Genomic DNA, 13932 nt, shown 5'->3' with positions numbered 1-13932 from the left:
AAGCACGTAAATCAAAGTGAGTGCATAAAATTAGTTTATAAACAGAACATCACAATCAAAGGAAACTGATGCATGTCCCCATTCCTGACCGCCTATTTCGCCCGCATCGGCTGGACGCAGCCGACACGGGTGGATATCGATACCCTGCGCGCGCTGCATTTACTTCACAACTGTGCGATCCCTTTTGAGAATATCGATGTCGTTCTGCCGCGCGAAATCCAGCTTGACGATCGGTGCCTCGTTGACAAGCTGGTCACCGCACGTCGCGGAGGCTACTGCTTTGAGCAAAACGGCCTGTTCGAGCGCGTATTGCGTGAGGTCGGATTTACGGTGCGCAGCGTACTGGGACGCGTGGTATTAGCGAGTCCGCCGCAAATGCCGCCGCGCACGCATCGCCTGCTGCTGGTTGAGCTTAACGGTGAGCGCTGGATAGCCGATGTCGGGTTTGGCGGCCAGACGCTGACGGCGCCGATTCGCCTGCTCGCTAATGAAGAACAGGAGACGCCGCACGGCCTGTACCGTCTGCTGAGCGAGGGCAACGACTGGGTGCTGCAGTTCCGTCACCACGAGCACTGGCAGTCGATGTACCAGTTTGACCTGACTACGCAGTATTTCAGCGATTACGTGATGGGGAATTTCTGGTCGGCGCACTGGCCGCAGTCGCATTTCCGTCATCATCTGCTGATGTGTCGCCATTTGCCGGACGGCGGCAAGCTGACGCTGACCAACTTCAACTTTACCCACTGGCAGAATGGCCATGTGGAGGAGCAGATCCATTTGCCGGATGCCGAGGCGCTTTATCAGCTGATGCAGGAACGCTTTGGACTGGGCGTTGACGATGCAAAACACGGATTTTCCCTGGCGGAGCTAACGGCGATAATGGCGGGCTTTGATACACATCCTCAGGCCGGGAAATAATGCGCAAAGAGGGGGCTGTTGGCCCCCGACAACTTCACTTCTGAGACGGGGGAGTAAATAACTCGAGGGTGATTAATTTATCCAGATGATTGTTAAACGCGGTTTCATCCATTTCGGGCATGTTTAAGATATACATCCCGTCAAGACCGCATACCAGGCCAATCAAGCGCCAGGCGATATTTTCCGCCCGATCGCCAGGACGAAATACCCCGGCCTCTGTTCCCGCACAGATCAGCGCCACCGTTTCCTGATGCCACATCTCCATGGTCATCACATAGGCGCCTTTGATATCGGCATCGCGGCTGGCTAGGATCTGCGCTTCGCGCCACAGGCGAATATAGGGCTCGAACCTGCCGTCATCGCTGCCGAGCATGGCATGAAGCTGCTCCCGCCATCCCGCCTGTTTACCCGCGACATCCGCATCTAACAGCTCGCGAATTAACCGTACGAAGGCCAGCGATTTTAGCTCTCCGCCGGAGGTAAAATGGTGGTGAACCTGTCCGGTCGCAACCCCGGCTTCAGCCGCAACGCGGCGTACCGTCATTGCCGCCAGTCCTTCGGCCAGCGCCACGCGCATGGCGGCCTGTAAGATGGCTTCGCGCCGTTCATCCTTGCTCAGATATCGCATCGTTACTCACTCTCAATGGGAACGAAACGAGTGTAACAAAAAGCTGGACACGCGTTCAACTTTACGTAGGATCGCAATCTGGACATGTGTCCAGGTTTAAAATGAAAAGGAAATTTATGTTTCGTCAGTGGTTAGCGTTAGTGATTATCGTGCTGGTGTATATCCCGGTCGCGATTGACGCGACGGTGCTGCACGTGGCGGCACCAACATTGAGCATGACGCTGGGCGCCAGCGGTAACGAATTATTGTGGATCATCGATATCTACTCGCTGGTGATGGCGGGTATGGTGCTGCCGATGGGCGCCCTGGGTGACCGGATTGGTTTTAAACGACTGCTCATGATTGGCAGCACGCTGTTTGGCCTGTCGTCGCTGGCGGCAGCGTTTGCCCCTTCAGCAGGATGGCTGATCGCGGCGCGCGCCTCGCTGGCGATCGGTGCTGCAATGATCATTCCTGCCACCCTGGCGGGGATCCGCACGCTGTTTACCGACGCGAAAGATCGCAACATCGCGCTCGGCGTCTGGGCGGCGGTCGGTTCCGGCGGGGCGGCGTTTGGCCCGCTGATCGGCGGTATGCTGCTGGAGCATTTTTACTGGGGATCGGTGTTTTTAATCAACGTGCCGATTGTGCTGGTGGTGGTTTCGCTGGCCGCGCGTTTTGTCCCTCCTCAGCAGGGACGACCGGAGCAGCCGCTGAATATCAGCCATGCCATCATGCTGATCGTGGCGATTTTGCTGCTGGTCTACAGCGCCAAAACCGCGCTAAAAGGCGCGCTGTCGCCGTGGCTGGTAGCTTCCGCGCTGGTGACCGGCTCGGTGCTGCTGTTTATCTTCGTGCGTATTCAGCTGCGCGCCCGCGTGCCGATGATCGACATGCGCCTGTTCTGTCACCGCATCATTATGAGCGGCGTGGTGATGGCGATGACCGCCATGATTGCCCTGGTCGGGTTTGAGCTGCTGATGGCCCAGGAGCTGCAGTTTGTTCACGGCTTTACGCCGTTTGAAGCGGGCATGTTTATGCTGCCGGTGATGGTCGCCAGCGGGTTCAGCGGGCCGATCGCGGGCGTGCTGGTTGGGCGTTTGGGGCTACGCATCGTCGCGGCCGGCGGCATGGGGCTCAGCGCCGTCAGCTTTATCGGCCTGTCGACGCTCGACTTCAGCACGCAGCAGTGGCAGGCGTGGGGGCTGATGGTGCTGCTCGGCTTCAGTGCCGCCAGCGCGCTGCTGGCCTCGACCTCGGCAATTATGGCTGCCGCGCCGAAGGAGAAAGCCGCCGCCGCAGGGGCGATTGAAACCATGTCCTATGAGCTGGGGGCCGGGTTGGGGATCGCCATTTTTGGCCTGCTGTTGACCCGCAGCTTCTCGGCGTCGATTGAGCTGCCGCAGGGGCTGAACGCCTCGCTCGTCGACAAAGCCTCGTCATCGATTGGTGAAGCGATGAAGGTGGCGCAGAACCTGACGCCGTCTCTGGCTGAGCCGGTGATTGAGGCGGCGAAAAGCGCGTTTATTACGTCCCACAGCGTGGCGCTGGGCAGCGCGGGCGGAATGCTGCTGTTGCTGGCAGTGGGGATCTGGTTTAGCCTGGCGAAGGTCAATCCGCAGTAAACAGCGCAGTAAAACAGGGCGAGCGGTTGGCGCGGGCGGGGCTGATGGGCTATGTTTTTTACAGGATTATCTGACTCTTGCTGGAATATATGAGCTCTCGCCACAGCAGTGATGCGTCCCAACCGCTTTCCCGGTTAACCCTGCTTGCAGGTGGCGCGCTGGGCGTCGTTTTTGGTGATATCGGCACCAGCCCGCTTTATACCTTCCGGACGGTGCTTTCGCTCTCAGAGCATGACCCTACGCCAGGCGTCATCCTGGGCCTGCTCTCTCTTATTACCTGGACGCTTATCCTGGTGACCTCCATCAAGTATGCCGCCTTCGCCATGCGAATTGATAATCATGGTGAGGGAGGCATTATGGCCCTGATGTCGCTTCTGGTGGAAAAAGGCAAAGGCGGTCGCTGGGTCATTTTTGCTGCCCTCATCGGCGCCGCGTTAATTTACGGAGATGGCGCGATAACCCCGGCCATCTCCGTGCTTTCCGCTCTGGAAGGGCTGGAGATGGTCATTCCGGAGTCCCAGCCGTACATATTACCCCTGACGGTGGCGGTGTTGCTGGCGCTGTTCCTGATCCAGCCTTTTGGTACCGCCCGCATAGGGAAGATATTTGGCCCGGTAATGGCGCTGTGGTTTCTGGCGATTGCGGTCCTGGGCGTGCGGGGGATTGTTCAGCACCCCTCGGTATTGCTGGCCCTCAATCCTGCGTACGGCATCGCGTTTTTGTTTTCGAACGGGTACACCAGTTTCCTGGTCCTGGGTGGCGTATTTCTCTGCGTGACGGGGGCCGAGGCGCTGTATGCCGACATGGGGCATTTTGGTAAAAAGCCCATCTGGCTTGCCTGGTACGGCATCGTCTTTCCTTCGCTGCTGCTCAACTATGCTGGTCAGTCAGCGCTGATTCTGGCCGGTGCCAACAGCAAACAAAATCTATTCTATACGCTCTGTCCGCCAGCCCTGCAGGTACCGCTCATCATTCTTGCCGCGCTGGCGACGATCATCGCCAGTCAGGCGATTATTACCGGCGCTTTTTCTATGACGCGTCAGGCGATTCAGCTCGGCTGGCTACCACGATTACGCATCAAGCAGACGGCGGCAGAAAGCTACGGTCAGATTTATATCGGGATAATCAACTGGCTGCTGATGGTAGTAACCATCGGGCTGGTGGTGTTCTTTAAATCCTCAGATAAGCTTGCAGCGGCGTACGGCATTGCCGTGTCATTAACCATGCTGATGACTACGGGGCTGTTGTTTGTGGCGATGCGGGAAGTGTGGCGCTGGAGCCTGGCCAGCAGCGCGGTTATTGCCCTCTGTTTCCTGACGATCGATGCCACTTTCTTATTTGCCAATCTGATAAAGGTCCTGGAAGGCGGCTATATACCGCTGCTGATGGCCGCAGCTATTTGTACGGTGATGCTGATTTGGCACCGCGGCGTTAAGGCGGTATCCGCATCGGTGGGCGAGAAGGGCGTCAGCGTGGATGCGTTCTTTGCCCAGCTTCGGCAAAAGACGGTGCCCAGAGTGGCGGGCTCTGCCGTCTTTTTGACCCGCACGCAGAACAATATCCCACCGGTAATGCGCTGGCATGTCGCGCGAAACCGGGCGCTACAGCAGGACGTGTTGTCGCTGACCATTGATATTCTCAACGTGCCCTACGTCGGAGAAGAGCAGCGTATCAGGGTGGAGCAGCGCGCGCCGGGCTACTGGCACGGCGTAGCGCAATATGGTTTTATGGAACACCCGGACATCCCGCGTTTGTTGCAGGGCGTTAGCGAGATTAACGCGCTTTTCGCCACCGATGACGCCACCTGGTATGTCGGGCATGAAACCATTGTGGCAGGCGAAGGCGGGTCCGGTATGGCGGCCTGGCAACGGCACATATTTGCCTTCATGAAGCGCAACTGCACGCACGTCATCAACCACTACCATCTTCCCAGCGATCGGGTGGTTGAAATCAGCCGCCGCGTTGCCGTCTAGCGTCGCGCGAAAGCAGGGGCTGCTTTCGCGCCGTTCTAGCTCTCCAGGGCCGCGGACAGAACGCTGTGCAGCAGCACGTTCGCCCCTTTTTCCGACCACTCTGGCAGGATCCTCTCCGCTTCGTTATGGCTGACGCCTTTCACGCAGGGGATAAAGATCATGCTGGCGGGCGCAATTTTGCTGACATAGCAGGTGTCGTGTCCCGCGCCCGAGACCATCGGTTTCGACGAATAGCCCAGTTCCGCCACGGCCTTCTCCGAACGCGCCAGGCATTCGGCATCAAACGCGATGGGCGCGTAGTCAAAAATGCGTTCAACGGTAGCCGCCACGCCGCGCAGGCTCAGGCTTTCAGCCACCTTATGCAGCGCCGCCTCCATGGCTTCCAGCGCCGCCTGCGCCGGATGGCGAAACTCCACGCTGCATACCACGCGAGACGGCACGACGTTGCGCGAGTTTGGCGTAACCTGCGCCATACCGATCGTCGCACGTCCGTCCGGCGCATGCCGATAGCCGATCTCTTCCACCTTCAACGCCAGCTCCGCGAAGGCGGTCAGCGCGTCGCGGCGGCTGTGCATCGGCGTGGTGCCCGCGTGGGCGGCAAATCCGTCCAGCGTCAGGGTAAACCAGCGCTGGCCCATGGCCGCGCGGACGAGCCCGATATCCAAACCTTCGTCTTCCAGAATCGGGCCCTGTTCGATGTGCAGCTCGTAGCAGGCGTGAACCGGAAACGCGCGGGCAGGGGCTTCACCCCGGTAGCCGATGCTATCCAGCGCTTCACCTACGGTGATACCGTCGTTATCCGCGCGGGCATGGGCGTAGGCTTCGCTAAATTGCCCCGTCCAGACCCCTGATGAGAGCATGGCTGGCGCAAAGCGCGCGCCTTCTTCGTTAGTCCAGTTCACCAGCACAACGTCACGCTCGGTCTCAACGTTATTATCGTTAAGGGTTCGCAGCAGCTCCAGCCCGGCCAGCACGCCGTAAACCCCGTCGTAGTTCCCCCCCAGCGGCTGGGTATCCACGTGCGAACCGGTCATGACCGGGGCAAGCTGCGGGTTTTTCCCGGCGCGACGGATAAACATATTGCCCATGCTGTCGACGTCACAGGTAAAACCGGCATCCAGCGCCCAGTCGCGCAGCAGGTTGCGCGCAATACGATCTTCCTCGCTCAATGCCAGACGGGTGACGCCACCGGCGGGCGTGCCGCCGATCTGCGCCATCATCTCAAGCGTTGACCACAGCCTTTCGGCGTTGACGCGGATCATGTCTTGTCCTTACTGCTGCGGTAGCGGAAATCACAGCACGCGCCGCCCTGCATAATGGTGGTGGTGCGGGTTAGCTCTACGTCGGGCGCATAGCCAACGATAAATTTTTCATCGCGCGCGCAGGAGAGCAGGTGACCAATCTCGCCCAGCCCCATCTCGTGATACATCTCCGCGTAGCGACAGCGGGTGACGTTGTAGTTGTACTGCTGGTCGTCGGCGTCGATCACCTTGACCTCCAGGGCATTATCTTTCTCCCACAGATACTGCAGGGCGATAAAGCTTTTTACGTCCGCGCCGTTGGGTTCTTTGCTGGCAAACGCTTTGCCTGCGTCAATTGCGGCCTGCTCGATAGCCTCGCCAATCACCGCCTGGGCGCGGGCTTTCCCTATCTCGCGCACCAGGATTTCATAAATTGGCTTAATAATTTCGGCTTCAATTTTGCGGCGGGCGAGAATGCCCAGCTCGTTATTATCACTCATCACATTGCCTCGCTGCGTTACTTCGCTTTTGTGCCACCCAGCACGGTCTGCGGCTGCCATTTGCCGTCGACAACCTTATAGACCGTGAACGACGGCGATTTCAGGTTACCTTCTTTATCAAATGCGATCTGTCCGGTGACGCCGGAATAGCTGATGGCGCGCAGGGCTGGCAGATAGTCTGAGGGCTCAACGGAGTTTGCTTTTTCCATCGCCGCAACCAGCACGCGGGTGGCGTCATAGGCGAACGGGGCGTGCAGTTCGATATGGGTGTGGTAGCGCGCCTGATAGGCCTGTTCAAACGCTTTGCCGCCCGGCATCTGGTCAACGGGCAGGCCCGGCTCCAGAGCGACCACGCCTTCTCCTTCTTTCTGTGCCAGCTGCAGGAACGTCTGGCTGACGAATCCGCCTGCGCCCATCAGCGTGGCATTCATGCCCAGCTGTTTGATGCGACGGGCCAGCGGAGCGGCCTGGCTGTCGACGCCGCCGAAGAAGATCAGATCGGCGTTTTTACTGCGGATGGCGGTCAGCACGGCGCTGAAATCAACCGTTTTGTCATCCACGTACTGACGATCGACAATTTTCACGCCCTGCGCTTCAAGCGATTTTATAAACTGGTCTGCCAGACCCTGACCGAATGCGGTACGGTCGTCGATCACCGCAATGCGTTTGGCTTTCAGGGTATTCACCGCGTACTGGCCGGCAAGCTGGCCGCCGTCATCGTCGTGGCCCATTACGCGGAAGCTGGTGTCAAAACCCTGTTTGGTATAGGCGTGACCTGTCGCGACCGGTGCCACCTGCGCGATGCCCGCATCGTGATAAACGCGGGCCGCTGGAATGCTGGTGCCGGTGTTCCAGTGACCGACCACGCCCGCCACGCCGCTGTCCACCAGACGCTGTGCGACGGCTACGGCGGTGCGCGGGTCAGACTGATCGTCTTCGGACTGCAGCTTGAAGGTCACCGCTTTGCCGCCGATGGTCGGGTGCTGCTTGTTAATGTCGTCAATTGCCAGCTGCGCGCCGTTCTCCAGATCTTTACCGATACGGGCAGACGGGCCGGTCAGCGGCCCCGCCAGACCGATGACCACGGTTTCACCGTCGGCGGCCCACGCGGACGTGGAGGCAAAACTACCGAGCAGAATAGCGGCGCTGAGCGCACTGATTTTTACTGTTTTCATGGTATTTCCCTGATGTTGGCTGGTGTTGTTAAACGGGTATTTCACCCAAATAAATCTGTGCAATCTGGTCGTCATCGAGCAGCGCTTTCGATTCGCCATGATGAACAATGCTGCCGCTGTCCATCACCCACGCGCTGTCGGTGACTTCCAGCGCGAGACGGGCGTTTTGTTCGATGAGCAGCAGGGCGACTCCGCGCTCGCGCAGCCCGGCGATGACGGCAAAAATGTTCTCGACCATCTTCGGGGCAAGGCCCATCGACGGTTCGTCGAGGATCAGCAGGCGCGGGCGGCTGAGCAGGGCGCGGTTAAGGGCCAGCAGCTGTTGCTCACCGCCGGACAGCAGACCGGCAAGCTGATGCTGGCGTTCGCCCAGGCGCGGGAAGCGCTCGAACACCTCGTTCATCTCACGCTTAACGGTGACAGTGTCACGCCTGAGCCAGGCGCCCATCTGCAGATTTTCCAGTACCGTCATGCGGGAGAAGATCCCGCGGCCCTCAGGAACCATCACCAGTCCGTCGCGAAGCAGGGTCTCCGGGCTCTGTTTACGCACCGCTTTACCGCTGAATTCAATACTGCCGCTAAAGCTTTCCAGCCCGGTAATGGCGCGCACGGTGGAGCTTTTCCCCGCGCCGTTCGCGCCGATCAGCGTAGCCTGTTCGCCCTCGCGCAGGGTAAAGGAGACATCGCGTACGGCCTGAATTCCGCCGTAATGCACGTCCAGACGTTCCACCTTCAGCAATTCAGACATGTGCGTTGCCTCCAAGCCAGGCGGCGATCACTGCCGGGTCGCGCCGCACGCTCTCCGGCGTGCCGCTGGCGAGCGTTTTGCCGTAATCAAGCACCGTCAGGCGATCGCAGATGCCCATCACCAGCTTGACGTCATGTTCAATCATCAGCAGGGTTTTGCCGTCATCGCGGATGCGGATGAGCAGTTCGCCGAGCGCCACTTTTTCCGCCGCGTTCATCCCGGCGGCGGGCTCGTCCAGCGCCAGCAGCAGCGGATCCGTTGCCAGCGCGCGGGCGATCTCAAGGCGACGCTGATGACCATAGGCCAGATCGCAGGCGCGATAGTGGGCGAAATGCGCAATGCCGGTGTACTCCAGCCAGTGCCAGGCCAGTTCGCGGGTCTGCTTTTCTTCCTCGCGAGCGCGTTTGTGGCGGCTCAGCGCGGCCCACAGACCGTTACGGGTGCGCACGTGGCGGCCCACCATCACGTTTTCCAGCACCGACATCTCGTTGAAGAGGCGAACGTTCTGGAAGGTGCGCGCAATTCCTGCGGCGGTGACTTTCTCAATGTGCTTTGGAAAATAGGGCTTATCGGCAATGGAAAATTCGCCGCTGTCCGCCGGATAAAGCCCGGTGATCAGGTTAAAACAGGTGGTTTTTCCCGCCCCGTTAGGACCAATCAGGCCGTAGATCTCGCCCTTGTTCACGGTAATGGAAACGTCATCCACGGCGGTAAGGCCGCCGAAGCGTTTTGTCATGTTGCGTACGGTTAACAGGCTCATGCTTTCGCCTCCTTGTGGCGTACCGGCCAGATCCCGGACGGGCGCACCAGCATCACCAGCACCAGTGCCAGACCGTAAAACAGCTGACGCAGCACTTCCGGGTCAATCAGCACCGTACCGAACAGCGCCTGCTGAACCGGCGCTGCCTGGCTGCGCAGCAGTTCCGGCAGGGCGGTAAGCAGTACCGCGCCGAGGATCACCCCCGGAATGTGCCCCATACCGCCCAGCACCACCATCGCCAGTACGGCAATGGATTCCTGTAACGTGAAGGATTCCGGGGAGACAAATCCCTGAAACGCGCCGAAAAGCGCACCCGCTACGCCGCCAAAGGAGGCCCCCATCGCAAAGGCGAGCAGCTTATAGTTACGCACGTTGATGCCCATCGCGCGGGCCACATCTTCATCCTCGCGGATAGCGTGCCAGGCGCGACCAATACGGGAATGCTGCAGGCGCAGGCAGACAAAAATAATCGCCACAATCACCAGCATCAGCAGGTAGTACCACAGCCACAGGGCAGGTACTTTGAAACCAAACCAGTGGTAGACGCCGCTAAACTTCAGGCCGAACAGGTTCAGCGTATCCACTCCGGTTATGCCCTTTGCGCCGTTGGTGATGTTCACAGGACGGTCGAGGTTGCGCATCAGGATGCGGATAATTTCGCCGAAGCCAAGGGTCACTATCGCCAGGTAGTCTCCGCGTAGCTTCAGCGTGGGCGCTCCCAGTAAAATGCCGCAGACTGCAGCGACGAGCGCAGCCAGCGGAATAATGAGCAGATACGAGGTGTGCAGCCCGTCCGGGAACCAGACGCCGAGAACAGGAAACACCTCCAGCAGGTGAGGTGAGGCCATCAGCGCAGCGAGATAAGCGCCAACCGCGTAAAAGGCGATAAAGCCCATGTCCAGCAGGCCGGTATAGCCCACCACAATATTGAGCCCCAGAGCCAGCATGATGTAGAGCAGGGCGAAGTCGATAACGCGCACCCAGTAGTTGCCGCCAAGCTGCGTGGCCACCACGGGCGCAACCAGCAGCGCGAGGCAGAACAGGCTCATGCCTGACCAGAATTTGCGCGTCGTCGCCGGAGTCTGGAGTTGAAGTGTTGTCATGGTATTCCTTACGCCCTTTGCGCCACGCGCTCGCCCAGCAGGCCAGCCGGACGGAAGACCAGCACCAGGATCAGCACCATAAAGGCAAAGACATCCTGATAGTTGCTGCCAAATACGCCGTGGGTCAGTTCACCCAGGTAGCCCGCGCCCAGCGCTTCGATAATGCCGAGCAGTATCCCGCCGATCATGGCGCCACGAATGTTGCCAATGCCCCCCAGCACGGCGGCGGTAAAGGCCTTGATCCCGGGCAAAAAGCCCATCGAGAAGCTGGCGTTGCCGTAGTTGCTCGCCATCATTACGCCTGCCAGTGCGGCGAACACGCCGCCAATGGCAAACGTCAGGGTAATAATGGCGTTTGGGTTAACCCCCATCAGCGTGGCCACGCGCGGGTTTTCCGCCACGGCGCGCATGCCGCGGCCCAGACGGGTGTATTCCACCAGCAGCCACAGCCCGGTCATCACAGCCAACGCCAGCGCCACGGTGACAATACCGGTAACGGTCACGATGGCGGGCGGGTGCGCTCCGCTGCCGGACGTGACGGCGATAGGGTCCATCGGCAGGATCTGCGGGAACATCAGCGGGTTGCGCGTCCAGATAATCATCGCCACGGTTTGCAGCAGGACGGAGACGCCGATACCCGAGATCAGCGGCGCCAGGCGCGGTGCGTTGCGCAGTCGACGGTAGGCAAAGCGCTCCACGGCCATTGCCAGTAGGGCGCAAACGGCCATGGCAATCACCAGGGCAACGCCAAGCTGCAACAGCAGCGGCATGTGTGGAAAGGTGGTATTCAGGGCGTTTATGGCGGAGAGCGTGGTGAGCGCACCGACCATCAGAATATCGCCGTGAGCAAAGTTAATAATGCGCAAGATGCCATACACCATGGTATAGCCCAGCGCGATCAGCGCGTAGATGCTGCCCAGCATCACACCGTTGATCAGTTGTTGTATGAGTGTATCCAACGTCCGTACCCGCAAAGTGCTCGTTCTGCGGCTACCATCCAATAAATGAATTAAATTGTAAAATAAGCATCTATTATTTCTTATGATAAATAAATATTGTTTTATCTTTATGATTTATATGAAAATAGTTAATTCCTGTTTTTGGGTGAAAAGCCTAAAGAAATCAACATATGAATAAAACAGAACAATTGGCGAGCCTGACGGCGTATGCAGAAAGCCGACTGGCAAACGATCCGCCGCTTCGGGCCGTACGTGCGTTCGAGGCCATCGCCCGGCTGGGCAGCGTCACGCTGGCCGCGCAGGAGCTGGACATCTCTCCGTCGGCCGTTAGCCATCAGCTCAGGGTGCTTGAAGGGTATCTGCAAATGCCGCTCACGGAGCGTCAGGGGCGCAGGCTGGTGCTGAGCCAGCACGGGCGGGAATACTACCGCTCTATCCGCGCGGCGTTTAACGTGTTGCGCCAGGCAACGGAGCACCTGGCGGAGCAGGCGCAAACGCGTCAGGTCACCATCAGCCTGATCCCACTTTTTGGTATGGGGTGGTTTATCCCACGTTTGCCTGCGTTTATGCGCGCCAATCCGCAAACCGAGATCAACGTGGTGTATGCCAACCATCGTAACTATCTGAGCGACGCGTCGGATATGTCGATTCGTTTTGGCAACGGGCAGTGGGCGGGCTATCAAAGCGAAAAGCTGATTTCCGGTCAGATGGTCCCGGTGTGCAGCCGCGCGTTTTTGCGCATTCACGGCCATATCGACACGCCCGAGCAACTGCTTCAAATGCCGCTGCTGCACGATGAGGAGCGCACCACATGGGCGCAGTGGTTTGTACAGCAGGGGGTGAAGCGCCCCGTGCGCCGCAGCGGTCCGATGTTTGAGGATGGTCTGCTGACGCTGGCGGGCGTTCAGGCTGGTCTGGGGTGTGCGTTAATGCGTGAGCCGCTGATTGCGCCTTATCTTGAGAGCGGCGAACTGGTGAAGATATTTGACCTGCCGATTGATGACGGGCGCGACTATTACCTCTGCGTGCGTACTGACTCAGAGATGACTGAAGACGGCAAGCTGCTGCAAAACTGGCTGCGTCGGGCGGCGGGTGGTGAGTCGTCTGGCGGGTAAAAGAGGGAGATAAAAAAAGCCAGCTTGTGCAGCTGGCTTTTGTACAGACAAGATTTAGAACTGGTAGGTCAGACCCAGCGCAACGATGTTGTCGGTACCGATGCCTGCCTGGCGAGTGAACTGGTTGTCGTCGAGCAGGTTGATTTTGTAATCCACGTAGGTGGACATGTTTTTGTTAAAATAGTAGGTCGTGCCAACATCGATGTATTTAACCAGATCCTGGTCGCCGAAGTTTTCGATGTCTTTACCTTTAGACTGCAGGTAGGCGATGGATGGACGCAGGCCAAAGTCGAACTGATACTGAGCCACAACTTCGAAGTTTTGCGCCTTGTTTGCAAAGCCGTAGATGTCGCTGCGATTACCGTTAGAGGTACCGAAGCGGGTTGCGTTATAGGTCTGAGAGTACTGTGCCGCGAGGTAAATGTTGTTCGCGTCGTATTTCACACCACCGCTGTATACTTCTGCGCGGTCGCCTTCACCGTATACGCCAGCCGCATTCTGGTCAGCGGTACGACGGGAAGAGGACATTGCACCACCTACGCTGAAGCCTTCGCCCAGATCGTAAGTCAGGGACGCGCCGTAGCCGTCACCGTTCTGGTTCAGCAGGCTGCGGCCGCTGGTGTTTTCACCGCTTACGCTGCCGTTTTTGCCCTGGTACTGCAGAGCAAAGTTCAGGCCGTCAACCAGACCAAAGAAGTCTTGGTTACGGTAGGTCGCAACGCCGTTAGCACGAGACTGCAGGAAGTTGTCGGCACCGTAGGTGTCACCGCCGAATTCTGGCAGAACGTCGGTCCAGGAAGTCACGTCGTAAATTACGCCGTAGTTACGACCGTAATCAAAGGAGCCTGCTTCCGCGAACTTCAGACCTGCAAACGCCACACGGGTCCAGGACTGGTTGTCGCCTTCGTCTTTGTTACCCTGAATCTGGTATTCCCACTGGCCGTAGCCGGACAGCCGATCGTTAACCTGGGTTTCGCCCTTGAAGCCGATACGCATGTAGGTTTTATCGCCATCTGCGCCAGCGTCATCAGAGAAATAGTGCAGACCTGTTACTTTACCGTACAGATCCAGCTTGTTACCGTCTTTGTTGTAAATTTCGGCAGCATTAACAACGCCTGCTGCCAGCATGGAAGTGACTGCCACTGCAACTAATTTAAGTTTCATCTTAAATATTCCTTATAATTTTTTTCAGTATTTCCTGAACCACT

General features: G+C 58.5%; 13 protein-coding genes. 4 read left to right on the top strand and 9 right to left on the bottom strand.

Going from position 1 to position 13932, the window contains the following annotated elements:
• Nucleotides 1-72: 72 nt before the first annotated feature.
• Nucleotides 73-918, top strand: a complete 846-nt coding sequence (gene nhoA, locus ELK40_RS11960) for an N-hydroxyarylamine O-acetyltransferase (protein WP_127731043.1) — start codon at nt 73-75, stop codon at nt 916-918.
• Between the two features lie 34 nt (nt 919-952).
• On the opposite strand, the gene ELK40_RS11955 is transcribed toward nhoA, so the two are convergent.
• Nucleotides 953-1546 (bottom strand): TetR family transcriptional regulator, encoded by a 594-nt coding sequence (locus ELK40_RS11955; RefSeq protein ID WP_127731041.1) that lies wholly within the window; start codon nt 1544-1546, stop codon nt 953-955.
• Nucleotides 1547-1662: 116 nt separating this feature from the next.
• Here ELK40_RS11955 and ELK40_RS11950 point away from each other — a divergent pair, with 116 nt between their 5' ends.
• Both ELK40_RS11950 and ELK40_RS11945 read left to right on the top strand, forming a co-directional pair.
• Nucleotides 1663-3150 carry an MFS transporter gene (locus ELK40_RS11950; protein ID WP_127731039.1) on the top strand — a complete coding sequence of 496 codons (1488 nt, stop codon included), beginning with the start codon at nt 1663-1665 and terminating at the stop codon, nt 3148-3150.
• Between the two features lie 89 nt (nt 3151-3239).
• The gene (locus tag ELK40_RS11945) at nt 3240-5123 is read left to right on the top strand and encodes a KUP/HAK/KT family potassium transporter (protein WP_127731037.1); all 1884 of its coding nucleotides are present in this window, start codon (nt 3240-3242) and stop codon (nt 5121-5123) included.
• 35 nt (nt 5124-5158) lie between these two features.
• On the opposite strand, the gene ELK40_RS11940 is transcribed toward ELK40_RS11945, so the two are convergent.
• From ELK40_RS11940 to ELK40_RS11910, 7 genes are read right to left on the bottom strand one after another with little or no spacing between them, the layout of a single operon-like run.
• Nucleotides 5159-6385 (bottom strand): Zn-dependent hydrolase, encoded by a 1227-nt coding sequence (locus tag ELK40_RS11940; protein WP_127731035.1) that lies wholly within the window; start codon nt 6383-6385, stop codon nt 5159-5161.
• Nucleotides 6382-6864 (bottom strand): L-2-amino-thiazoline-4-carboxylic acid hydrolase, encoded by a 483-nt coding sequence (locus tag ELK40_RS11935; RefSeq protein ID WP_127731033.1) that lies wholly within the window; start codon nt 6862-6864, stop codon nt 6382-6384. The genes ELK40_RS11940 and ELK40_RS11935 overlap by 4 nt, the downstream gene beginning before the upstream one ends.
• A 17-nt stretch (nt 6865-6881) precedes the next feature.
• Nucleotides 6882-8039 (bottom strand): branched-chain amino acid ABC transporter substrate-binding protein, encoded by a 1158-nt coding sequence (locus ELK40_RS11930; RefSeq protein ID WP_127731031.1) that lies wholly within the window; start codon nt 8037-8039, stop codon nt 6882-6884.
• Between the two features lie 28 nt (nt 8040-8067).
• The gene (locus tag ELK40_RS11925) at nt 8068-8787 is read right to left on the bottom strand and encodes an ABC transporter ATP-binding protein (RefSeq protein WP_127731029.1); all 720 of its coding nucleotides are present in this window, start codon (nt 8785-8787) and stop codon (nt 8068-8070) included.
• Nucleotides 8780-9547, bottom strand: a complete 768-nt coding sequence (locus ELK40_RS11920) for an ABC transporter ATP-binding protein (protein WP_127731027.1) — start codon at nt 9545-9547, stop codon at nt 8780-8782. Before ELK40_RS11920 ends, ELK40_RS11925 begins: the two co-directional genes overlap by 8 nt.
• Nucleotides 9544-10650 carry an ABC transporter ATP-binding protein gene (locus tag ELK40_RS11915; protein ID WP_115875203.1) on the bottom strand — a complete coding sequence of 369 codons (1107 nt, stop codon included), beginning with the start codon at nt 10648-10650 and terminating at the stop codon, nt 9544-9546. Before ELK40_RS11915 ends, ELK40_RS11920 begins: the two co-directional genes overlap by 4 nt.
• Nucleotides 10651-10658: 8 nt before the next feature.
• Nucleotides 10659-11609, bottom strand: coding sequence for a branched-chain amino acid ABC transporter permease (locus ELK40_RS11910; protein WP_127731025.1), 951 nt, complete (start codon nt 11607-11609; stop codon nt 10659-10661).
• Between the two features lie 170 nt (nt 11610-11779).
• Between ELK40_RS11910 and ELK40_RS11905 the strand changes: the two genes are divergently transcribed.
• The gene (locus ELK40_RS11905; protein WP_127731023.1) at nt 11780-12724 is read left to right on the top strand and encodes a LysR substrate-binding domain-containing protein; all 945 of its coding nucleotides are present in this window, start codon (nt 11780-11782) and stop codon (nt 12722-12724) included.
• A 54-nt stretch (nt 12725-12778) separates the two neighbouring features.
• Here ELK40_RS11905 and ELK40_RS11900 read toward each other — a convergent pair whose 3' ends face one another.
• The gene (locus ELK40_RS11900) at nt 12779-13888 is read right to left on the bottom strand and encodes a porin OmpC (RefSeq protein ID WP_115875197.1); all 1110 of its coding nucleotides are present in this window, start codon (nt 13886-13888) and stop codon (nt 12779-12781) included.
• Nucleotides 13889-13932: the final 44 nt, after the last annotated feature.

Source organism: Enterobacter sp. N18-03635 (assembly GCF_004006055.1).
Lineage (GTDB): Bacteria > Pseudomonadota > Gammaproteobacteria > Enterobacterales > Enterobacteriaceae > Enterobacter > Enterobacter vonholyi.
Note: the sequence above shows the minus strand (reverse complement) of the source record. Positions and strands in the feature narration are given on the sequence as shown.

Excerpts from the sequence above, each read along its gene's own strand:
- nhoA (WP_127731043.1), top strand. The coding sequence starts at position 73 with ATGTCCCCATTCCTGACCGCCTATTTCGCCCGCATCGGCTGGACGCAG.
- ELK40_RS11955 (WP_127731041.1), bottom strand. The coding sequence starts at position 1,546 with ATGCGATATCTGAGCAAGGATGAACGGCGCGAAGCCATCTTACAGGCC.
- ELK40_RS11950 (WP_127731039.1), top strand. The coding sequence starts at position 1,663 with ATGTTTCGTCAGTGGTTAGCGTTAGTGATTATCGTGCTGGTGTATATC.
- ELK40_RS11945 (WP_127731037.1), top strand. The coding sequence starts at position 3,240 with ATGAGCTCTCGCCACAGCAGTGATGCGTCCCAACCGCTTTCCCGGTTA.
- ELK40_RS11940 (WP_127731035.1), bottom strand. The coding sequence starts at position 6,385 with ATGATCCGCGTCAACGCCGAAAGGCTGTGGTCAACGCTTGAGATGATG.
- ELK40_RS11935 (WP_127731033.1), bottom strand. The coding sequence starts at position 6,864 with ATGAGTGATAATAACGAGCTGGGCATTCTCGCCCGCCGCAAAATTGAA.
- ELK40_RS11930 (WP_127731031.1), bottom strand. The coding sequence starts at position 8,039 with ATGAAAACAGTAAAAATCAGTGCGCTCAGCGCCGCTATTCTGCTCGGT.
- ELK40_RS11925 (WP_127731029.1), bottom strand. The coding sequence starts at position 8,787 with ATGTCTGAATTGCTGAAGGTGGAACGTCTGGACGTGCATTACGGCGGA.
- ELK40_RS11920 (WP_127731027.1), bottom strand. The coding sequence starts at position 9,547 with ATGAGCCTGTTAACCGTACGCAACATGACAAAACGCTTCGGCGGCCTT.
- ELK40_RS11915 (WP_115875203.1), bottom strand. The coding sequence starts at position 10,650 with ATGACAACACTTCAACTCCAGACTCCGGCGACGACGCGCAAATTCTGG.
- ELK40_RS11905 (WP_127731023.1), top strand. The coding sequence starts at position 11,780 with ATGAATAAAACAGAACAATTGGCGAGCCTGACGGCGTATGCAGAAAGC.
- ELK40_RS11900 (WP_115875197.1), bottom strand. The coding sequence starts at position 13,888 with ATGAAACTTAAATTAGTTGCAGTGGCAGTCACTTCCATGCTGGCAGCA.